Raw genomic sequence first — 20,854 nt, forward strand, 5'->3', positions numbered from 1 at the left:
GCTGTGACACTCGACTCGGTGGCACTCAACTGGGACAGCTCAACGCCGACGGCGTAGCGCGCGTTCCATGTCACGCTTGGCTTCACGTTCGGCGATGGCATGGCGCTTGTCGTACTCTCGCTTACCGCGGGCCAGAGCGATCTCGACCTTGGCCCGGCCGTCGCTGAAGTACAGGGACAGCGGGATCAGTGTGCGCCCGGGCTCTCGGGTCTTACCGATGAGCCGGGAGATCTGCTCGCGGTGCAGGAGTAGCTTACGTGATCTGCGGGCCGAGTGGTTGGTCCAGGTGCCCTGTGAGTACTCCGGGATGTGCACGCCCTCGAGCCACACCTCACCGTCGTGGATGTGCGCGAAGCCGTCCACGAGGGAGGCGCGCCCCTCCCTGAGGGACTTCACCTCGGTACCGGTCAGGACCAGCCCCGCCTCGTAGGTCTCGTCGAGGTGGTACTCGTGCCGGGCCCGGCGGTTCTGGGCGATCAGCTTCCGCCCGGTTTCCTTGGCCACGGTTGTATCCCTTCATGCGTCCGGGGGGCCACGTGTGTGGCCCCCCGGTACCCGGCGCCCGCCTGTGCCCGGCGGTGACCCGTCAGACCTTCAGGTAGCGGCGCAGAGTGAGGAACGAGGTGATGGTGCACAGGAGCACACCGAGAATCATCGACACACCGATGACGTAGAGCAGCGCGCCCGTGCCCAGCGCCACGTCGAACTGGAACCACTCCTCGATCTGGGTGAGCAGCGTGTACCTGGTGGCCACGATGAACCCGGACGCGATCACACCACCGATCAGACCGGCGATGGCGCCCTCCAGGAGGAAGGGCAACTGGATGTAGAAGTTCGACGCGCCGACCAGGCGCATGATGCCGGTCTCCCGGCGGCGGCTGTACGCCGACAGCCGGATCGTGTTGCCGATCAGCAGCGCGGCGGCGGCCAGCTGGACGCCGGCGACCACGAGGGCGGCCCACTTGAGACCGTCGAGCAGCCCGAAGAACTGTTCGAGGATGCGCTGGTCGTTGGAGACGGAGTCGACACCGGCCGCACCGTCGACGGCCGCGCGCACGGTGTCGTAGTGGTCGGGGTTGGTGAGCTGCACCCGGAAGTTCTCCGGGATGTCACCCTCCTTCGCGGCCTCCGCGAGCGCCTCGTTGGAGGAGCCGATGCGCTCCTGGAAGTCGTCCCAGGCCTCGGCTGCGTTGAGGTAGCGGTAGTCCTCCACCTCGCTGAGCGAGTCCAGCTGTGCCTCGAGGGCCTCCCGGTCCTCCTGGGACGCAGCGCCGTTCTCCTGGCAGGCCGGCGACGGCGAGATGTCGCTGCACATGTAGATGGTCAGCGTGATCCGCTGGTCCCAGTAGTTGCGCATCTCGGAGACCTGCTGGTTGACCAGCAGACCGGCCCCGAACAAGGTGAGGGAGATGGCCACCGTCGTGATGACGGCGATGGTCATCGTCAGGTTGCGACGTAGGCCGATCCACGTCTCTGAGAGAACGAATTGTGCTCGCATGATCTGTTAAAGGTCCATCCTTCGGGGCTTCGCCGTGCCGGTGGTCTCGCGGTCGCCGACCGACCGCCCGGCGACGACGTGCCAGAGGTCAGTACGCCTGGCCGTAGACGCCGCGCGTCTGGTCGCGCACTACCAAGCCCTCTTCAAGCTCGATCACGCGCTTGCGCATCGAGTCGACGATGGCGGCATCGTGAGTCGCCATGACGACGGTCGTGCCCGTGCGGTTGATTCGGTCCAGCACCTTCATGATGCCGATGGAGGTCGCCGGGTCGATGTTTCCGGTGGGCTCGTCGGCCAGCAGGATCTGCGGGCGGTTGACGAAGGCGCGGGCGATGGCCACGCGCTGCTGTTCACCACCGGAGAGCTCCCCGGGCATGCGTCCGGCCTTGCCCTCGAGGCCGACGAGCTCGACGACCTCGGGCACGACCTTCTTGATGAACCGCCTGGGCTTGCCGATGACCTCCAGTGCGAAGGCGACGTTCTCGAAGACGTTCTTGTTCGGCAGCAGGCGGAAGTCCTGGAAGACGCAGCCGATACGGCGGCGCAGGTGCGGGACCTTCCAGTTGGACAGCCGCGCGAGGTCCTTGCCCGCTACGTGGACGCGGCCCTCGTTGGGCTTCTCTTCCTTGAGCACCAGCCGGAGGAAGGTCGACTTGCCCGAACCGGACGGACCGACCAGGAAGACGAACTCACTCTTGTCCACGTCGATGGAAACACCGTCGAGCGCGGGGCGCTTCTGAGTCGGGTACAGCTTGGTGACGTTATCGAAGTGGATCACAGGCGCATCACAAGGCTCTCGAAGGTATGGGCACCCGGCGGACTGAGCACCGCTCGGGATCGTACCGGCCGCATGGCCACCGACAGTTTAGAGGGGGCAGCGGCCCGGATTGTCCAGGTCCCGTCGCACCCGTGAGATCTGTGGAGATCAGAGCACTATCGGACAACAGCCACGAGCATATCGGAGGTGTCAACCGATGATAACGTTCACATATAGCAGTTTCGGTAAAACTGCGGAGACGCGGGCGTCACCATTGGGATACGGGACGCCGGCAGCGCGGATTCACTCACGCTGGGTGCCCTTCACGCGACCGGGCGTGTCCCCGCCCGTGGGCGGGGACACCGCGGGTCAGCTCTGCTCGTTCTTCTCCCGGCTGCGCATCCACCGGATCTCGGCGTCGATGAAGGCGTCGATCTCGCCGTCCAGGACACCCGAGGTGTTCCCGGTCTCGGCTCCGGTCCGCACGTCCTTGACGCTCTGGTACGGGTGCAGCACGTAGTTGCGCATCTGGGTGCCCCAGCTGCTCACCGAGTCGCCGCGGATCTCGTCCAGGGCGGCCTGCTCCTCCTGCCGCTTGCGGGCCAGGAGCTTGGCCTGGAGCATCGTCATCGCGGTCGCCTTGTTCTGCAGCTGCGAACGCTCGTTCTGGCAGGAGACCACGATGCCCGTGGGCAGGTGGGTGATGCGCACCGCGGAGTCCGTGGTGTTGACGCCCTGACCGCCGGGGCCGCTGGAGCGGTACACGTCCACCCGCAGCTCGGTCTCGTCGATGTCGACGTGGTCGCTCTGCTCCACCATCGGGACGACGTCCACGCCCGCGAACGAGGTCTGGCGCCGGTTCTGGTTGTCGAAGGGCGAGATGCGCACCAGCCGGTGGGTGCCGTGCTCGCCCCTCAGGGTGCCGTAGGCGAAGGGTGACTTGACGGCGAACGAGGTGGACTTGATGCCCGCCTCCTCCGCGTAGGAGGTCTCGTAGACCTCCGTGGGGTATCCGTGCCGTTCCGCCCAGCGCAGGTACATGCGCTGGAGCATCTGCGCCCAGTCGGCGGCGTCGACGCCGCCCGCCTGGGAGTTGATGGTGACGATGGCTTCGCTCTCGTCGTGCGGCCCGTTGAGGAGCGTGCGCACCTCGAGCTCACCGATCTCCTTGCGGAGCTGCTCGAGCTCACGGTCGGCCTCGGCCTTGGTGTCGGAGTCGTCCTCGGCCTCGGCGAGCTCGAAGAGCACCCCGAGGTCGTCGAGGCGCTGGTCGATGCCGTTGACCTTGTTGACCATGGACTCCAGGACGGAGAGCTTGCGTGTCACCTTCTGCGCGTTGCCCTGGTCGGCCCACAGTTCGGGGTCCGCGGACTGCTCGCGCAGTTCGGCGATCTGGGTCTGCATCGCCTCCAGGTCCAACACGGCGGTCACACTCGCCAGGGTCGCCGCGAGTTCCTTGATCTTCTCTGCTGGGTCCAGTTCTGCCACGGGACCCAGTGTAGGACCCAGCGGACGGGCAGCCCTCATCCGCGACTTTCCACGGCCCTTCGGGAACCGGGAGACGGGGGCACCGGGGCCCTCCGAGGGGTGAGAAGGTCCTCGGAAAGGCCGGAGGGGCGCACGGTCTCCCGTACGCCCCTCCTGTGCGCGTCCCCGTCGGCGGGACCGTCCGCTAGTCGACCAGCGAGCGGATCGACCGCAGGGCCACCGACAGGGTGGCGAGGTCGAAGCGCTCGTGCTCCTGGATCTCCGAGAGCGTGATCCCGGCGCGCTGCACCGAGGCCTCGTTCTGGGCCGCCCACTGGGCGACCAGCTCGGTGTTGGACTCGGCCGGGCCGGACTCCAGGACACGGGCGGTCAGGTCCGCGTGCGCCGAGTAGAGGTCGTCGCGCAGCGCCGAACGGGCCATCGTGCCCCAGCGGTCGTCCCGCGGGAGGTCGATGATCCGCTCACGCCACCAGCTGATGTTGAACCGGTCGGCCAGCTCGAAGTACAGGCTGGCGACCCGGTCGACCGGCCGGCCGGTGCGGTGCGCGATCTCCACCAGGTCCAGGGTGGAGTAGGCGGGCACCATGACGGCGATCCGCTCGGCGAGCTCGGCGGGCACGCCCAGCGAGGTGTACCGGTCGCGGCGCTCCTCGAAGGCCTCCAGGTCCCGGCCGCGCAGCAGGTTCTTGAGCTGCGGCAGGACCTCGCCCACACCCTCGGCGAAGAACCCGATCTCGCTGCTGAGGTCGAACGGGAAGGTGCGGTTGCGCAGCAGCCACCGGGCGGAGCGCTCGGCGAGCTTGCGGATCTCCAGCAGCAGCAACAGCTGGCTGTCCACGGAGATCTTGTGGTCCAGCTCCTCGATCTCGCCCCAGAACTGGCGCAGGCCGAGGATCTCCTGGGTCACCAGGTAGGCGCGGGCGATGTCCGCGGAGCTGGAGCCCAGCTCCTCGTTCAGGCGGAACGCGTAGGTGATGCCCGACCGGTTGACCAGCTGGTTGGTCACCTGGTTGACGATGATCTCCCGGCGCAGCGGGTGGGACTGCACGCCCGAGGCGAAGCGGTCCGATCGCAGCGGCGTCGGGAAGTAATCCGTCAGGGTGGACGCCAGGTAGGGGTCGTCGGCCAGGTCGGACAGGCCGATCTGCTCCTTGAGGCTGATCTTGGTGTAGGAGAGCAGCGTCGCGAACTCGGGGCCGGTGAGCCCCTTGCCCTGGGAGCGCCGCTCGGCGATCGCCTTGTCGGAGGGCAGATCCTCCTGCTTGCGCTTGAGGACCTTGGTGCGCTCCAGGTGGCGCATGTAGCGGCCGTGGACGTGCAGCATCTCGTGGGACTGCTTGCGCGACGCGGCCAGCACCGTGTTCTGGGCGTAGTTGTTGTCCAGGACCAGCGAGGCGACCTCGTCGGTCATGTCGATGAACAGCTGGTCGCGGTCGGCCTTCTCGAGCTCGCCGGCGCGCACCTCGCGGTCCAGCATGATCTTGATGTTGACCTCGTGGTCGGAGGTGTCCACACCGGCGGAGTTGTCGATGAAGTCGCTGTTGACCCGGCCGCCCTCGCGGGCGAACTCGATCCGGGCGGGCTGGGTCAGGCCCAGGTTGCCGCCCTCGCCGACCACCTTGACGCGCAGGTCGGCGGCGTTCACCCGCACCTGGTCGTTGGCCTTGTCGCCGACGTCCGCGTGGGTCTGGCCGCTGGCCTTGACGTAGGTGCCGATACCGCCGTTCCACAGCAGGTCCACCGGCGAGGTGAGGATGTGGCGGATGAGCTCGTCCGGGGTGAGCGCGGTGACGCCCTCCTCGATCCCGAGGACCTCGCGCACCTGCGGGGTGATCGGGACGGACTTGGCGGTGCGCGGGTGCACGCCGCCGCCCTCCGAGATCAGCGACGGGTCGTAGCTCTCCCAGGTGCTGCGCGGAAGGTGGAACACGCGCTCGCGCTCGGCCCAGGACGCGGCCGGGGCCGGGTCGGGGTCCAGGAAGACGTGGCGGTGGTCGAAGGCGGCCACCAGCTTGATCTGCTTGGACAGCAGCATGCCGTTGCCGAACACGTCACCGGACATGTCGCCGATACCGACGACGGTGAAGGGCTCCTCCTGGACGTCGACGCCCATCTCGCGGAAGTTGTACCTCACCGACTCCCAGGCGCCGCGGGCGGTGATGCCCATCGCCTTGTGGTCGTAGCCCACCGAGCCGCCGCTGGCGAAGGCGTCGCCCAGCCAGAAGCCGCGTTCGATGGAGATCGCGTTGGCGGTGTCGGAGAAGGTCGCGGTGCCCTTGTCCGCGGCGACCACCAGGTAGGAGTCGTCGCCGTCGTGCAGCACCGTGCGCTCGGGGTGCACGACGCGACCGTCGACGAGGTTGTCGGTGACGTCGAGCAGGCCGCTGATGAACTGCTTGTAGCAGGAGACGACCTCGGCCATCACCTCCTCGCGGCTGCCGCCGGCGGGCAGGCGCTTGCAGACGAACCCGCCCTTGGCGCCGCTCGGCACGATGACGGAGTTCTTCACCATCTGTGCCTTGACCAGCCCGAGGATCTCGGTCCGGAAGTCCTCGAACCGGTCCGACCAGCGCAGGCCGCCGCGGGCCACGGAGCCGAACCGCAGGTGGACGCCCTCGACCCGCGGCGAGTAGACGTACATCTCGAACCGGGGCCGCGGGTGGGGCAGGTCCGGGATCTCCTGCGGGTTGAGCTTGAGCACCAGGTAGGGGCGCCCCTCGGAGCCGCCCTGGTAGTGGTTGGTGCGCAGGGTGGCCTGGATGACCGCGAGGAACGAGCGCAGGATGCGGTCGTGGTCCAGGCTGGCCACACCCTCCAGCTCGCCCTCGATCTTGCCCACCAGCACGGAGCCGCGTTCCTCACGGCCCTCGTCGGACTGGTCCGGGTCGAAGCGGGTCTCGAAGAGCTCCACCAGCAGGTTGGCGATCCCGACGTTGGCGACCAGGACGTCGGCCAGGTAGTCGGGGGTGAAGGTCGAACCGGTCTGGCGCAGGTACTTGGCGTAGGCGCGCAGCACGGTGAGCTGGCGCCAGTCGAGACCGGCGCGCACGACCAGGGCGTTGAACCGGTCGGACTCGCCGAGGTCGCGCCAGGAGGCGTCGAAGGCGTCCTCGAAGAGCGCCTTGAGGCGGGCCGGGGACAGGTCGGAGGACTCCAGCGGGCCCAGCCCGAAGTCGTAGATCCAGACCCGGCCCACCCCGCCGACGGTGATGTCGTAGGGGAGTTCGTCCACGACCTCGACACCGAGGTGCTCCAGGACGGGCAGCACGCGCGACAGCGAGATGGGCTCGCCGATCCGGGCGAGGCGGAACCGCCAGGTGGCGATGTCGGCCCCGTCGGGCTGGTAGAGGCTGGCCGAGAACTCGCCCTGGCGGTCGCCCGGCGTGGTGCGCTGGAGCAGCTCCTCGATCCGGGCGATGTCCTTGGCGGCCACGGTCGGGTCGTTGTCGACCTTGTAGGTCTCGGTGAGCCCGGGGCCGTAGCGCTCCTTGAGCGTGGTGGCGCGGGTGGGGCCGAACTCGTCGACGAGGGCGTCGTCGAAGTCCACGTCCCAGGAGCGGGCCGCCTGACGGACCTTCTCCTCCAGGGCGACCTGGTCGATGTCGGCGAGGGTCTCGCCGTGCTGGGCGCGGGCCACCAGGTACAGGCGGGCCAGCGGGGCGGCGCCGATCATCACGTTGTGGTCCATGGTGGCGCCGTGGAAGGCCTCGGCCAGGACCTTCTGGATGTCGAGCCGCACCTGGGTGCTGTACTCGTCGCGCGGCATGTACACGAAGCAGGACATGTACCGGCCGCCGTAGGGGTCGCGGCGCATGAACAGCTTGGTGCCGCGGCGGTCGCGCAGGCGCAGGACGCCGCGGACGATGCTGTAGAGCTCGCCCACGGGGATCTGGAGGAGCTCCTCGCGCGGGAAGGTCTCCAGGAGCTCGATCAGGTCCTTGCCGTCGTAGCTGTCGGCGTCGAAACCGGCCTGGGCCAGCACCTCGGCCTGCTTGCGGCGCAGGATCGGGATCTGGGCGATGCTGCTGGTGTTGGCCTGGGAGGTGAACAGGCCGAGGAAGCGGCGCTCGCCGACGATGTTGCCCTGGGCGTCGAACTTCTTGACGCCGATGTAGTCGAGGTACTTGGGCCGGTGGACGGTGGCCCGGGAGTTGGCCTTGGTGAGCACCAGGACGTAGGGCTCGCGGGCCTTGCCGCGGATCTCCGGGGGCAGGGCCGCGAAGCTGGTGGAGGCGGGCGAGTCCATGCGCAGGACGCCCAGTCCGGTGCCGGGCTCGGGGCGCAGCGAGTCGTCGCCGTTCTCGTCGGTGACGAGGGAGTACTCCCGGTAGCCCATGAAGGTGAAGTGGCGGCCGGCGATCCAGCGCAGGAAGTCGACGCTCTCGCCGATCTCACGGGGGTCGACACCGCCCGCGACCAGGCGGTCCGGGTAGGCGGAGAGCTCGTCGGCGATCCGGATGACCCGGTCGCTCATCTTGGCGGAGTCCTCGTCCACGTAGCGGACGTCGTTGAGGACGCGCTCCAGCTTGGTGGTGATCTCCTTGACCCGCTCGGGGTCGCTCTGCCGGTCGATCTCGATGTGCATCCACGACTCGTCGGTCGGCAGCAGGCCGTCGCCGCCGATCTCCGGGTCGACCTCGACGAGGCGGCCGGACAGGTCGCGGCCGACGGTCATCTGGGGGTGGATGATCAGCCGCACCCCGGCGCCCAGCTCCCTGAGGGCCATGGTCACCGAGGACACGAGGAAGGGTGCGTTGTCGGTGACGATCTCGACGATGCTGGTCTGCTGTTCCCAGCCGTCGCGTTCGAGGGTCGGGGTGTAGACCCGGACCTTGGCCCGCCCCGGCGCGCGTTCGGCGCCGAAGGAGCGGTGCGCCTCCGCGATCCCGCAGACCTGATCAGCGCTGCGTCCGCTGATCTCCTCGGGGTCCGTGTGCCGGTAGTAGAGGGGAAGGAAACGTCGAACCGCGTCGGCGGCCTCGGGGCTCAGTCGGTCCCCGGGACTCCAGCGGGAGGCCGCGTCGCTGAGCAGCTTCTGGAGGATGACGTCGGATTGCCCGGACATAGGGATCTCTCACTCCTTTGTGAGCAACGTCGCACGAGCGCATGGGAGAACACCCGGTCATGTGACGTGTATGGCTCGTCAGTCGACCTGTGAACTTCTGTGCTGAGTTGTGACTTCTCGTGAGGACCTTGGGCCGCAAGGAACCCACGAGGGTGTTGGTTGGGTTGGTACCTGTGCGCACAGGTGGCGTCAAACGAGGCGGTGGAACGTCGTTGTCCCTGCCTCTGCACTGCCCCCGCCAGGCGGGGACCGTGACCAGGCTACTGCTTTTCGCGCCCGAGAACAGGACCAACACCGTTACACGGTAGTTACGTACTGTTAGAAGCGGATTGCGGCAGTGGTCGCGGCGGACGCGGAAGCGCACCGCGGACCCAGTCTAGTTATCGGGCCGTCGCCTGGTGAACGGCGGTCATCACCGCTCTGGGATCGCTCAGGTCCGGAAGCACGATCTGCGCCCCGGCCTCACGCAGCTGCCCCTCGGTCGCTGAACCGTTGAGCACCGCGACCGGGGTCGCCCCGCCGATCAGCGCCGCACGCACGTCCGGGGCGGAACCGGTGATGAACACCGTCTCCTCCTCGGTGTAGGCCCGGCCGCCCTCACCCGAGGCGTGCAGGCGGATGGACTGGATGAGGCTGGACTTGGGGTAGTTCACCGAACCGAACCCGCCCACGGCCAGGTTGAGGTTCGTGTCCAGGCCGAAGGCCACCAGTTTGGCGGTGGCGTTGGCCCTGGTGCTCCCGCTGACCACGGTCTGCACGGTCTCCGGAAGGGCGGCCACAGCGGCCAGCGAGGCGGCCGCCCCGGGCATGACCCGGCCCTTGGCCAGCAGCTGGTCGTGGCGGGCGCTGAAAGCCGTCTCGAGGGCGGCCAGGAAGTCCGCCAGGGTCTCGGTGTCGGCCTCCACGTCGACGTAGTTGCGGGCGCAGAACTCGAAGAACATCTCCGAGTCCGTCCGCCCGGCGGAGGAGGTCAGGTAGACCAGCGGTTCACCGGTGACCTTCTCGAAGGCCTCGGCGTAGGCGGCCCTCATCACCTGCCCCACATCGAGGAGGGTGAGGTCGATGTTCCATAGCACCAGGCGGCTGATGGCTGACTCCTCGGCGATCGGGGTTCGGGGACGCCACCATTGTGCCGGATGGGCGATTCATGGAGGAAACGGCGGCCGGACCCGGCCAGGGCACGGGGGTCGGAGCGCGGGTCCGGAACGCGGAGGCAGGGCGGGGGCACGGTTCCAGCCGCCCGGGAGCGGGAGCCCCTCAGGCCCGGCACGCACGCGTTCGCCGGCCCCGGGGGCTCCGTGCCCCGTCACTCCGGCGGTCGGTTCCGAGAGCCCTCGGCGGCCCGGTCCGCCGCCTGAACGGTGTGGCGGAGGAGCAGGGCGGTGGTGACCGGGCCGATGCCGCCGGGGACCGGGGTCAGGGCGGCCGCCTTCGGTCCCACCGTCTCGGCGTCCACGTCGCCGACGAGGCCGCCGTCCTCGGTGGGGTTGGTGCCCACGTCCACCACCACGGCCCCCTCCCGGACGTACTCGCCGGTGAGCAGGCGGGGACGGCCGACCGCCGCGACGACGATGTCGGCGGTGGAGGTCACCGAGGCCAGGTCCTTGGTGCGGGAGTGGCAGACGGTGACCGTGGCGTCCCGGTCCAGCAGCAGGTGGGCCACGGGTTTGCCGACCACGGTGGAACGGCCGACCACGGCGACGGAACGGCCGCTGAGGTCGATCCGGTGGTGGTCCAGCACCGCCAGCACGGCTTCGGCGGTGGCCGGGGCGAAGGCGGGCAGACCGGCCGCGAGCCGCCCCAGGGAGACCGGGCCGGCGCCGTCCACGTCCTTCTCGAAGGCGATGGCCCCCGCGAGGTCGGCGGCGTTCGCGCCCTCGGGCAGCGGGGTCTGGAGGATGATCCCGTGCACCGCGGGATCGGCGCTCAGCCCGAGCAGGCGTTCGCGGATCCGGTCGGGGGTGGCGTCGGGGCCGAGGTCGGCGACCTCGCAGACGATGCCCGCCTTCTCGGCGGCCCGGGCGATGGAGCGCACGTACCAGGCGCTGGACTCGTCGGCCGTGGCCACCACAACCGCGAGCCCGGGCGGGGTGCCCTGCCGGGTGAGGCGTTCGGCCGTGGCCCTGGTGTCCTGGCGGATAGCCGCGGCCGGCTCCTTGCCGGAGAGCACGGTCCTGTCAGGGGATCCGGTGGTCACTTGATCACCTCGCGGACCCGGCGGGTGACCTGGTCGGCGCGGGCGGCGATCCCGTCCACGCGGCCGGTGAGCGCGAGGAGCTCCTCTCTGACGCGGGGGTCCTCGACCCCGCCGAGGTTGACCTCCACGTTCACCCGGGCGGTGGTCGCGGCGGCGCGGGCGGCCTCCGCCGCGGCGGCCACGTCGGTGACGACGTTGCGGTTGCCGATCGGCAGCAGCGCCTCACTGAGTTCGACGAGGCTCTCGGAGAGCCGGATGACGTCGGCCGGGGGCCTGCTCGCCCCGGCCAGGGCCGTGGCGATGGCCGCCGAGCGTGCCGTCTTGGCCTCGTCGGTGTCCTTGGGCAGCTTGTAGGCGTCGGCCACGGCGCCGAAGGCGGTCGCGTCCTCCTCCGCGAGCCGCAGGGCGTCGGCGCGGAGCCGGTCGGTCAGGTCCCTGACCCGGGTGATCTCCCCGGCGTGCTCGGCGTACTTCTCCCCGGAGCTGTAGCGGGCGACCATGCCCAGGAGCGCCGCGCCCTGGGCCGCGTGGAGTGCCGCCGTGGCGCCGCCGCCGGGGGCCGGGACGCGGTCGGCGAGCCGGGCGAGGAAGTCGCCGATCTTCTCGTCGTGCATGAGCGAAGTCCTTCTGGAAGGGGGTGGCCGGGTACACCCCGATCCTTCCATGGCAGCGCCCGTGCGGGGCGGGTCCGGCACGACCGAACAGGGCTCATGGCCAGGGAACACTGGAGAGGGGCCCGTTCGAGGAGGCCTCCCCCTGAGCCTGACCACGGGTTCCGGGGCAGGGGCCGAGACCGTGGTTCCACGCTCCCGGCCCCTCCAGGCCGCTGTCCCGGCCTACTCCCGGCCGGCCCCGGCTCGGGCCCGGCTCATGACGTCGTCGACCGACGCGACATCGGGCTCCGGCACCGCCTCCAGGAGCGGCAGGTCCTCCTCGAAGTCGACCGGGGCCGCCTCGCAGCGGGTGCCGTCCGCGGGCAGCTTCTGGTGGATCAGGTAGTCGTCGACGACCTCGGTGGTGCACTCGGTACGGCCGTAGACACCGTGACCGGCCCCCTCGTAGGTGACGAACACGCCGTCGTCGCCGAGCTGGTCCGCCAGGTTGACCGCCCAGTTGTACCCGGTGGCCGGGTCGTGGAGCGAGTTGATGACCATCAGGGGCTCGCTGCCGCTCACGTCGGTCGGGGCCTGGGGGTTGCGCACCTCCTGCTGTCCGAGGCAGGAGGCGACGTCGTCGACCGCGAGCATGCCGTAGCGCACGTCGGGGGCGAAGAGCCTCTGGCCGCTGCGCATGAGCGCGCTCCAGTCTCCGTAGCCGCGCACCGGAAGGCTGTAGTCGTTGCACAGCACCGCCGGGTAGGGGTAGGGCACCGACTCGTCGTCCCCCGCCGGACCGTCAGCCGTCTCCGCCGGCTCAGCCAGGTCGTCCTCCTCCGGGAACCCGACGCTCTCCGGATCGTCCAGCCACGCCAGGGTCGAGGCGAAGTCATGCCAGTCCGGCCCGTAGCCGGAGGAGAACGCCATGCCGATGAGGTCCTCCGCGGTCACCTCCCACGAACCTTCGGGGTCCTCGATGACGAGCTCGCCCGCATCAGCGCGTTTGAGCAGGTCCGTCCAGAGCGCCCGCGGGTCCTGTCCGTCCAGGGCGCACTGAGCGCTGCCCTCGCACCAGGCGACGAAAGCGTCGAAGGAGTCCTGCGCGGCCTCCGCCTGGGTCGCCAGGTACTCACCGGTGTCGAGGTTGTGGTCCATCACGCTGTCGAGCACGACTGCCCGGACCCGCTCCGGGTAGGTCTGGGCGTACTGCTGGCCCATGAGCGTCCCGTAGGAGACGCCGAAGAACGACAGCTGGTCGTCGCCGAGGGCGGCCCGGATCGCGTCGATGTCGTGGACGACGCTGAGGGAGTCGACGTGGTCGTGCAGCGGTCCGGTGTTCTCCCGGCAGTCCTCGCGCAGTTCATCGTTGTAGGCGGCGCGCGCCTGGAGTTCGGCCCGGCTGTCGAACAGGGCGCCGGGGTTGTCCTGCAGTGTCTCGACCGAGCACAGGACCGGGTGGCTGCCGCCGACCCCGCGGGGGTCGAAACCGACGATGTCGAACCTGTCGAGGACCTCGGGGCTGAAGACCTCCGGCGCGAAGAGCGCGAAGCCCACCCCGGAGCCGCCGGGACCTCCGGGGTTGATCACCAGGGATCCGATCCGCGAGTCGGGATCGCTCGCGGGGATACGGGCCAGAGCGAGGTCGATCGTCTCGCCGTCGGGGTCGTCCCAGTCGATCGGGACGGTCAGGGTGCCGCATTCGGCGTCGGGACTCTCCTCCTCCCCGCACGTCTCCCAGTCGATGCTCCGGACCGGGGTCTCGGGGAGGGGGTCGGCCAGGGCGGGCGGCGCCATGAGGGGGACGGCCAGCCCTGGCACGAGAATCAGGGGGAGCAGCGCTCCACGCTTCATACACTTCTCCTTGGGGGGCGACGTTCTTCCGGGGGGGCAACGCTCTTCTGCGGAGAATCACAGACAACCGGGGTATCGCCGTTCACTGTGTGAACGGTTCCCCGGGATTACCGGAGAGAACTTCTGCCGGCCCGGAATCCGACCCGGGACCGCGCGTCGTTCGTGTTCGAGCCGCCCTCTGGGATCGCGTCTTCTTCCGGAACACCAAAAGGCGCCGAAGACCTTCGCGGTCCTCGGCGCCCGGTACGACTTCTCCCAGATCCTGGGTTCACCCGGTTCCTGGAGCCGGAATTCTCCCGGTTCCTAGGGCTGGACGTCGATCACGCCGGTTCCGGCGCCCGCCTCGACGGAGGCCTTGGCGTCCTCGGGGCTCTCCGCCTCGTAGTCGTAGGGCACGGTGAAGTCGGTGGTCGACTCCAGGTGCTCGTGGGGGGTGTCCACGAAGGCGTTGTCGACCAGGTTCCAGTAGCCGGTCTCGGGGCTGCCGTACCACCAGCCCACCGGGCCCTGGATCTGACCGTCGTGGCCGTCCGTCTCACCGGATCCCACGTTGTCGAAGTGGTTGCCCTCGACGAGGACGCGGGCGCCCATCCGGGCGTTGATCGCGGAGCCGTCGATGTCCTCGAAGACGTTGTTGAGCATGTGCACGTCAGCGTGGCGGACCAGGGGCACCCGGCTGTTCAGGTTGCTGAACAGGTTGTGGTGGTAGGTGATCCGGTCGGGCGCGGAGCCGGCGGTGTCGTTGTGGCCGACCAGCGAGGTCTTCCAGTGGTCCTCGAACCTGTTCCAGGAGACGGTGACGTACTCGGAGCCGTGCTTGATGTCGACCAGGCCGTCGTAGAAGTCCTTGTCGACGCCCTCCTTCTCACTGCTGAACTCGTTGTGGTCGATCCATACGTTGGAGCTGTTCTCCGTGACCTCCAGGGCGTCGCCCTCGCCCTGCGAGACCTCGCGAACGGCCAGGTTGCGGAAGACGACGTTCTCGGAGCGGGTGACCTTGAAGCCGATCCCGTCGAACCGCCCCTCGTCCCCGACGCCGAGGACGGAGACGTTGGAGACGTCCTTGACGTCGATCTTGTCCTCGCTGACCTGGTCCGCGGTCACGGCGACGTCGACGTGGACGACCAGGCCGTCGTCGGAGCCGCTGTGGTCCTTGAGAACCGCGTAGAGGGCCTCGCCCGGGGTGCTCTCGTCGCTCCAGGAGGAGTACTCGCTCAGCAGGTACTCGTTGACGGTCTCACCGCCGAAGCCTCCGGTGGTGCCGCCGTTCATCGAGGCGTAGCCGACCGGCTCGTCGCTCAGGGGGTCGGGGGCGGCCGTGGTCCCGAGCGGGTCGGTGTTCCCGCTGAGTTCACCGCCGCCGGTGCTTTCGGGGACGAGGAACCAGGCTCCCGCGAACAGGCCGAGGCCGGCGGTGGCGGCGAGCCCCACGAGGGCAGGTCTCTTTTTCGGAGTGGACATGGATTTCCTTTCGACCGGCGGCAGCGGGGACTGGGGGTCGTTCAAGGGAAAACCGCCGGTGAACGCGCGAAGGCCGTCACGGCCGGTAACCGCGCGCTGGTGGAGCATCCTGTACCACCACCGAAAAGACTGTCAAACCTTCCTGGTCAGAGCGATGTGGAAAACAGTTTCCCAACAGACCAGCCATTGTGGAAAATTTTCCGGTGCGACACCCTGATTCGGACTGCGGGAGAAAATCAGCCGAGGCCACAGCGGGAAAGACCAGAAAATACAAAACTCCGGGGACCGAAGGTCGGCACGAACCGCGCCAGCCGCTCGGGCGCCGCTACGCCCGTTCCTCGACTACGCCTGTTCCTCGACGAGGAAGCGCAGCTCCTGGACGGCGAACCACATGAGTTCGTGTTCGGCGGTGACCTCGTCGGCGGTCGCGGAGCCGGGGTCGGCGGCGGCCCTGGCGATGTCCGCGGCCGCTGCGGCGTCGTCCACGTGCGCGGACCTCAGCTTCTTGTAGGGCACTCCGCCCCGGACGCTGACCCGGGCGACGCCGTCGGCGTGGCGGGCCCCGTGTTCGACGACGTGGTCGGGCATCTCTGCGGCGAGCACCACACGGCGGCGGGGCGCCTCGGGCTCCTGCGCGAGGAGCCCGAGCGAGGCGTCGGCGGCCGCGTACATGGCGTCGTACTCGGCCTCCTCGGGGTCACCGCCGGGACCGGGTTCGGCGGTGAAGGCGGTGAGGGCCTCACCCTCCAGGCGACCCGCGTCGAGCAGGGCCGCCAGGGCGGGGACGGTGCTGGGCAGAAAGACGTACATGGGCACTCCAGGGCGCGGTCGGGTCCTACGAGTTTCCCAAAGAACCCGAGGTGACCGGACCGGCGCCCCGTCGGAGCCGGTTCCCGTGGTCAGGCCGGCTGGCGTTCTGGCTCGCCCTCGGGGGCCAGGAAGCGGGACAGCTCCCGGAGGGTGCTCTCGACGTCGGTGTGCAGGATGCCGGTCATGCCCAGCGACTCGGCGGTCTCGACGTTGTGCGCCAGGTCGTCGATGAACACGCAGTCCTCGGGCTCCAGGCCGAGGCTCCGGCAGGTGTGCAGGTAGATGCGCTCCTCGGGCTTGCGCATCCCCACCTCGCCGGAGATCACGACGGTGTCGAAGGTGGACGCGAAGTGCTCGCGCGGGTAGCCGTTGCCCCAGGAGTTGGAGAGCAGCGCGGTGCTGTGCCCGCTCCCCCGCGCCCGGCGGAGGGCTTCGTACATGTCGTGGACGGGGTCGAAGTTCGAGAACATGCGCTGGATCAGGCCCTCGGCCCGCACCGGGCCGCCGTGGGTGGAGCGCAGCACGGCCGCGAGGTCGCGCTCGAACTGGCGGGTGTCGATCTCGCCCCGCTCCAGTGCGTGCACGGGGTTGTCGGGCAGGCTGCCGTCGAAATAGGGGCGTGTGACCTCGTAGTAGTGCTCGACGTCGATCCGGTCGGCCCTGAGCCAGGCCTGGATGCCGTCGGGCAGAGGCGGCGTGAGCACACCGCCCCAGTCGGAGATGACCCCGCGCCGGGTGCCGTTCATCCAATCGCCTCCTTCGCCGTTGGGAACAGCCGTCCGGCCCTTCGTGCGTCCGAAGGGCCGGACGGGGAACGGTTCTTCCCGTTCCCCGTCCGGTTCAACCTTCGAGAACCCGCGAAGCGGGTGAGGCGGGCGGAACGCTCAGTAGCTCAGCCCGGTCCCGGAACTCACCCCGGCACCGGGGATGTCCACCGGCAGCGTCCCGGACGGGTCGAGCTCACCGGTGATCGCCTTGGCCGCGGCCACCCGGGAGACCTCCACCGACGAGTACAGGGCGATGAAGGCCTCCACCTCGGGGAAGGCCTCCAGGTCGTAGGGGCCGCCCTGGGCGACCACGACCACGGGCGTGCCCGCGGCCTCGCCCGCGGAGACCTGGCCCTGCTGCTCCTGCGAACCCCGGGCGCCGTCGGTGCCCACCACGAGCACCTCCTCGCCGCTGTCCACGACCTCCAGGCCCCTGTCGGCCAGAGCCGGGGCGATCCGGTCGGCGCCCACTCCCTGCACACGCACGCGTGTGCCCTCGGCGAGGGGCAGGAGGTCCCCGACGTTCTGCACGAGGGTCACGGAGGCGTCGGCCACCCGCTGGGCGGCCTCGGCGTGCTCCGGGTCCTCCAGGGCCTGCTCGGCCTCGGCCGGGTCCGCGGACTCGGCTTCGAGGATCCCGCGCTTCTCCTTGAGTGTGAGGATCCGCAGCACCGACTGGTCGATGCGCTCCTCGGTGAGACGGCCGCTCTCGACCGCCTCCCGGATCGCGGAGACCGCGGCGCCCGGGTCCGGCGGCATGAGGAGCTGGTCCACACCGGCCTCCACCACCCGGACGGCGATCTCACCGTCGCCGTGGCGCTGGCGCACACCGTCCATGTTGAGGGCGTCGGTGGTGACGACGCCGTCGTAGCCGAGCTCGTCGCGCAGGATGCCGTCGATGATCGCCGGGGACAGGGTGGCCGGGTCCGGGTCCTCGCCGGTGTCCAGCTGCGGCATGAGCACGTGGGCGGTCATGACCGCGTCCACGCCCGCCTCGACCGCGTCCCGGAACGGGGGGAGGTGCTCGGCCTCCCACCGGTCACGGGGCAGGTCGATGACGGGCAGTCCGCTGTGGCTGTCGACGTCGGTGTCCCCGTGCCCCGGGAAGTGCTTGATCACCGGGGCGACACCGTGTTCGGCGTAGGCGGCGGCCTCGGCCAGCACCATCTCGGACACCCGCTCCGGGTCGGAGCCGAAGGAGCGGATCCCGATGACCGGGTTGTCGGGGTCGGTGTTGACGTCGGCGTCGGGCGCGTAGTTCATGTTGATGCCGACCGCGGTGAGCTCGTCGGCGGTGGTGGCGGCGCGCAGGGCGGCGAGCTCGGTGTCGCCGGTGGCGCCGACCGCCATCGCGTCGGGGAACAGGGTGCCGACGGGCATGCGGACGACCCGGCCCTGCTCCTGGTCGATGCTGACGAACAGGGGGACGCCCTGCCCCTGTTCGGCCGCCAGGTCCTGCACGCCGGCCGACATCTCGGCGATCTGTTCGGCGTCGTTCAGGTTGGCGTCGAAGTAGATGATGCCGCCGGGTCGGTGCGCCTCGATCTGGGCGGCGTTGTCAGCGGCGGTGGTTCCCTGGGCGGTGAGCACCAGGAGCTGGCCGATCTTGTCGTCCAGGTCCATGTCCGCGAGCAGTTGCGGCGCCAGGACCGGCTCGAAGGGCTCGGCCGAAGCGTCGGTGCTCCGGTCGTCGTTCTCAGGCGAGGGGTCCACCTCCTCAGGTGTGGAACAGGCTGTGGTGATCAGGGTGAGGGCCACGCAGGCCGGGGCCAGGGCGCGTGGAAAGGACGGTCTCATGTGGGACTTCATCTCCGCCGGGTCGCTGGTTGCGGCCGGAGACTACCCGGTCGCGGGACCAGGCAGGACGCACCCCGCCGGGGTGCGGAGGGTTCGGGGCGAGGTCACCCCCGGAGGACGCCGGGGCGGGTGCCCCGGCGTCACTCCCAGACGAACAGCACCTCCCCCGGGGCGACCGCACCGCTCGCGTGTTCGGAGAGGGCCTCCGGCCGGGCGTCCAGGGCCACCACCGGCACGACCGAGGGCTTTCCGAGGGCGGCCACCATGCCGGGCGACCAGCGGATCACCGGGGTGCCCGCCGCCACCTCCGAGCCCTCTTGGGCGAGGAGTGTGAACCCCTCGCCCGCGAGCTGCACGGTGTCGATGCCCAGGTGGACGAGGACACCGCGCCGGTTGTCGGCGGCCATGACCACGAAGGCGTGCGGGTGGAGCTTGACCAGGGTCCCGGCGATGGGCGCGACGGCCTCGTGCTGGGACTCCTGGCCGCCTTCCTGACCTGGTTCGGGGTGGACCGCCACCCCGGGTCCGACCATGCTCTGGGAGAACACCGGGTCCGGCACCGTCTCCAGGGGCATGGCCGTTCCGGTTACGGGGGAGAGTACGCGCAGCGCACCGATCACGTCTGACATGGAGGAAACCTTCCCTTGGGGCGAGACTTAACCCGGAAATCGGTCAACCAGAAGAGGACAAAGTCCTGACTTCTTCCGAGCCCGCCCCTCGGGCTCACTCGATCAGGTCCCGGATGTCGTCGGTGAGGCTGTCCGCCTCCGGACCGACCACCACCTGGACGACGTTGCCCGAGACGAGGACCCCGTGCGCTCCCGCCGCCTTGAGATCGGCCTCCCGGACCAGACCGGGGTCGGCGACCTCGGTCCGCAGCCGGGTGATGCAGGCCTCGATGTCCTCGATGTTGGCCGCGCCGCCCAAACCGGCGACGATCGCCGCTGCCTTGTCCGCCATGTGTCCTCCGTGCTCTACCCGGGCTCACGTGACCCGGGGGGTCTGAGCAGAGCTTAGAGGTGGTGTGGCTCACATGCCAGGGGCGGCGCGGCGGTCAGTCCGCACGATCGGGCCCCTTGCCGGACTCCCCGCCGGACGGGGGGTCGGTGCCGGGCTCGGTGGTGCCGTCGGCGGTGGCCGGGGCGGTGTGCGGGGCGGCCGCCTCGAGGTCCTCCTCATCGCGCTCGCGTCCCGGGGTGGGGAAGTTGAACTTCGTGATCAGCAGGTAGAAGACCCCGAAGTAGACCAGGAAGTAGAACACCCCGAACAGCAACAGGACCCCCAACCCCTGGGTGTTGTCCTTCGTGGCGTTCAGCAACAGGTCGATCAGGCCCGCCGAGAAGCCGAAGCCCAACTGGACGTCGAGGAAGTTCATCACCGCCATCGAGACGCCGGTGAGCACGATGTGCACGGCGAACAGCACCGGCGCCACGAAGATGAACGCGAACTCCACCGGTTCGGTGATGCCCGTGACGAACGCGGTCAGCGCCGCCGGGATCATGATCGAGCCGATCTGCGTCCGCCGGGCCTTGGACGCGGTCAGCCACATGGCCAGCGCCGCGCCCGGCAGACCGAACATCAGCACCGGGAAGAAGCCGGACAGCAGGCCGCCCGCGGTCGGGTCCCCGGCGAAGTAGCGGGTGATCTCGCCGTGCGTGACCGTTCCGTCGTCGGCGGTGTACGTACCGGAGACGAACCAGATGAACGAGTTCACCACGTGGTGCAGGCCCATCGGCAGCAGGATGCGGTTGATGACGCCGTAGACACCGGCGCCGAGCGCACCCGCGCCGATGATGCCCTCGCCCAGGTTCTGGATCCACATGCCGACGATCGGCCAGAGCAGGCCCAGCACCACGCCCATCCCCAGGCCGGCCAGGGCCGTGACGATGGGGACGAAGCGGCGGCCGCCGAAGAAACCGAGCCAGGTGGGCAGTTTGATCCGGTGGTAACGCTGCCACAGCACGGCGGCGACCAGGCCGATCGCGATCCCGCCGAGCACGTCGGTGGGGTTCTTGACCGCGTGGTTGATCATCGGCGCGACGGCGCTGATCGCCTCCGGGTCGGTGATCGGTTCCCTCGTCACCGGATCGGTGGGCAGGGGGTACGTGGTCAACCGTGAGCCGATGTCGCCGGTGGCGCCGTCGAAGGTCACCATCGTCCAGGTCGCCACCCGGTCGAACACCAGGTAGCCGACCACGGCGGCCAGGGCGGTCGAGCCGTCGGCGCGCTTGGCGAAGCCGATGGCCACACCGATGGCGAACAGCAGCGGGAGCGCCTCGAAGATCGCCTCACCGGCGGTGCCGATCGCCCCGGAGACGGGTTGCATCCAGCCCATCCCGCTGAGCCCGGCCAGGCCGTCGGCTCCGAGCAGGTCGTCCTGGCCGAGACGGAGCAGGATCGCGGCGGCGGGCAGGACCGCGATCGGCATCATCAGGCTGCGGCCGAGCCGTTGGAGCACGGCCAGTGTGGAGGAGCCGCGTTTGGCGTTGGTGGCGTCCCCGGCCTGGGCCGAGGACTTCTTGGTCGGTGTCGGGTCCGACATGGTGGGGGGGTCCTCCCTCTCGGAC

At 69.6% G+C, this 20,854-nt stretch carries 16 protein-coding genes; all 16 read right to left on the reverse strand.

Annotation, left to right across the window (positions count from 1 at the left end; genetic code table 11):
• Positions 1 to 39: 39 nt before the first annotated feature.
• The 16 genes from smpB to D458_RS0102310 all read right to left on the reverse strand — a co-directional run bounded on the left by smpB (position 40) and on the right by D458_RS0102310 (position 20,829).
• On the reverse strand, positions 40 to 504 hold the full coding sequence (gene smpB / locus D458_RS0102235) for an SsrA-binding protein SmpB (protein WP_017542494.1): 465 nt from the start codon (positions 502 to 504) through the stop codon (positions 40 to 42).
• 82 nt (positions 505 to 586) lie between these two features.
• Positions 587 to 1,498: a permease-like cell division protein FtsX gene (gene ftsX, locus D458_RS0102240; protein WP_026118912.1), complete on the reverse strand. Its 912-nt coding sequence runs from the start codon at positions 1,496 to 1,498 to the stop codon at positions 587 to 589.
• An 88-nt stretch (positions 1,499 to 1,586) separates the two neighbouring features.
• Positions 1,587 to 2,276: a cell division ATP-binding protein FtsE gene (gene ftsE / locus D458_RS0102245; RefSeq protein WP_017542492.1), complete on the reverse strand. Its 690-nt coding sequence runs from the start codon at positions 2,274 to 2,276 to the stop codon at positions 1,587 to 1,589.
• 348 nt (positions 2,277 to 2,624) lie between these two features.
• Complete coding sequence (gene prfB, locus D458_RS0102250) at positions 2,625 to 3,743, reverse strand: peptide chain release factor 2 (protein ID WP_017585102.1); 1,119 nt, start codon at positions 3,741 to 3,743, stop codon at positions 2,625 to 2,627.
• Positions 3,744 to 3,927: 184 nt separating this feature from the next.
• Complete coding sequence (locus D458_RS0102255) at positions 3,928 to 8,808, reverse strand: NAD-glutamate dehydrogenase (protein ID WP_017585103.1); 4,881 nt, start codon at positions 8,806 to 8,808, stop codon at positions 3,928 to 3,930.
• A 380-nt stretch (positions 8,809 to 9,188) separates the two neighbouring features.
• Entirely contained in the window at positions 9,189 to 9,884 is a 696-nt protein-coding gene (locus D458_RS0102260; protein ID WP_017585104.1) for an HAD family hydrolase, read from the reverse strand.
• A 230-nt stretch (positions 9,885 to 10,114) separates the two neighbouring features.
• On the reverse strand, positions 10,115 to 11,005 hold the full coding sequence (locus D458_RS0102265; protein ID WP_017585105.1) for a bifunctional 5,10-methylenetetrahydrofolate dehydrogenase/5,10-methenyltetrahydrofolate cyclohydrolase: 891 nt from the start codon (positions 11,003 to 11,005) through the stop codon (positions 10,115 to 10,117).
• Positions 11,002 to 11,619 carry a cyclodeaminase/cyclohydrolase family protein gene (locus D458_RS0102270; RefSeq protein WP_017585106.1) on the reverse strand — a complete coding sequence of 206 codons (618 nt, stop codon included), beginning with the start codon at positions 11,617 to 11,619 and terminating at the stop codon, positions 11,002 to 11,004. Before D458_RS0102270 ends, D458_RS0102265 begins: the two co-directional genes overlap by 4 nt.
• Positions 11,620 to 11,841: 222 nt before the next feature.
• Positions 11,842 to 13,452: an alpha/beta fold hydrolase gene (locus D458_RS0102275; RefSeq protein ID WP_017585107.1), complete on the reverse strand. Its 1,611-nt coding sequence runs from the start codon at positions 13,450 to 13,452 to the stop codon at positions 11,842 to 11,844.
• A gap of 303 nt (positions 13,453 to 13,755) precedes the next feature.
• Entirely contained in the window at positions 13,756 to 14,913 is a 1,158-nt protein-coding gene (locus D458_RS0102280) for a pectate lyase family protein (RefSeq protein ID WP_040702061.1), read from the reverse strand.
• A 342-nt stretch (positions 14,914 to 15,255) separates the two neighbouring features.
• The gene (locus tag D458_RS0102285) at positions 15,256 to 15,723 is read right to left on the reverse strand and encodes a DUF6912 family protein (RefSeq protein ID WP_017585109.1); all 468 of its coding nucleotides are present in this window, start codon (positions 15,721 to 15,723) and stop codon (positions 15,256 to 15,258) included.
• A gap of 89 nt (positions 15,724 to 15,812) precedes the next feature.
• Positions 15,813 to 16,469, reverse strand: coding sequence for an HAD family hydrolase (locus D458_RS0102290; RefSeq protein WP_017585110.1), 657 nt, complete (start codon positions 16,467 to 16,469; stop codon positions 15,813 to 15,815).
• Between the two features lie 138 nt (positions 16,470 to 16,607).
• Positions 16,608 to 18,287 carry a glycoside hydrolase family 3 protein gene (locus D458_RS0102295; RefSeq protein WP_026118913.1) on the reverse strand — a complete coding sequence of 560 codons (1,680 nt, stop codon included), beginning with the start codon at positions 18,285 to 18,287 and terminating at the stop codon, positions 16,608 to 16,610.
• Between the two features lie 140 nt (positions 18,288 to 18,427).
• Positions 18,428 to 18,916 (reverse strand): PTS sugar transporter subunit IIA, encoded by a 489-nt coding sequence (locus D458_RS0102300; RefSeq protein ID WP_026118914.1) that lies wholly within the window; start codon positions 18,914 to 18,916, stop codon positions 18,428 to 18,430.
• A 94-nt stretch (positions 18,917 to 19,010) separates the two neighbouring features.
• Complete coding sequence (locus D458_RS0102305; protein WP_017585113.1) at positions 19,011 to 19,247, reverse strand: glucose PTS transporter subunit EIIB; 237 nt, start codon at positions 19,245 to 19,247, stop codon at positions 19,011 to 19,013.
• Between the two features lie 94 nt (positions 19,248 to 19,341).
• Positions 19,342 to 20,829 carry a PTS transporter subunit EIIC gene (locus D458_RS0102310; RefSeq protein ID WP_017585114.1) on the reverse strand — a complete coding sequence of 496 codons (1,488 nt, stop codon included), beginning with the start codon at positions 20,827 to 20,829 and terminating at the stop codon, positions 19,342 to 19,344.
• Positions 20,830 to 20,854 lie beyond the last annotated feature (25 nt).

It is taken from the genome of Nocardiopsis ganjiahuensis DSM 45031 (genome assembly GCF_000341085.1).
Classification (GTDB): Bacteria; Actinomycetota; Actinomycetes; order Streptosporangiales; family Streptosporangiaceae; genus Nocardiopsis; species Nocardiopsis ganjiahuensis.

Excerpts from the sequence above, each read along its gene's own strand:
- ftsX (WP_026118912.1), bottom strand. The coding sequence starts at position 1,498 with ATGCGAGCACAATTCGTTCTCTCAGAGACGTGGATCGGCCTACGTCGC.
- D458_RS0102255 (WP_017585103.1), bottom strand. The coding sequence starts at position 8,808 with ATGTCCGGGCAATCCGACGTCATCCTCCAGAAGCTGCTCAGCGACGCG.
- D458_RS0102270 (WP_017585106.1), bottom strand. The coding sequence starts at position 11,619 with ATGCACGACGAGAAGATCGGCGACTTCCTCGCCCGGCTCGCCGACCGC.
- D458_RS0102275 (WP_017585107.1), bottom strand. The coding sequence starts at position 13,452 with ATGAAGCGTGGAGCGCTGCTCCCCCTGATTCTCGTGCCAGGGCTGGCC.
- D458_RS0102280 (WP_040702061.1), bottom strand. The coding sequence starts at position 14,913 with ATGTCCACTCCGAAAAAGAGACCTGCCCTCGTGGGGCTCGCCGCCACC.
- D458_RS0102285 (WP_017585109.1), bottom strand. The coding sequence starts at position 15,723 with ATGTACGTCTTTCTGCCCAGCACCGTCCCCGCCCTGGCGGCCCTGCTC.
- D458_RS0102290 (WP_017585110.1), bottom strand. The coding sequence starts at position 16,469 with ATGAACGGCACCCGGCGCGGGGTCATCTCCGACTGGGGCGGTGTGCTC.
- D458_RS0102295 (WP_026118913.1), bottom strand. The coding sequence starts at position 18,287 with ATGAGACCGTCCTTTCCACGCGCCCTGGCCCCGGCCTGCGTGGCCCTC.
- D458_RS0102300 (WP_026118914.1), bottom strand. The coding sequence starts at position 18,916 with ATGTCAGACGTGATCGGTGCGCTGCGCGTACTCTCCCCCGTAACCGGA.
- D458_RS0102305 (WP_017585113.1), bottom strand. The coding sequence starts at position 19,247 with ATGGCGGACAAGGCAGCGGCGATCGTCGCCGGTTTGGGCGGCGCGGCC.
- D458_RS0102310 (WP_017585114.1), bottom strand. The coding sequence starts at position 20,829 with ATGTCGGACCCGACACCGACCAAGAAGTCCTCGGCCCAGGCCGGGGAC.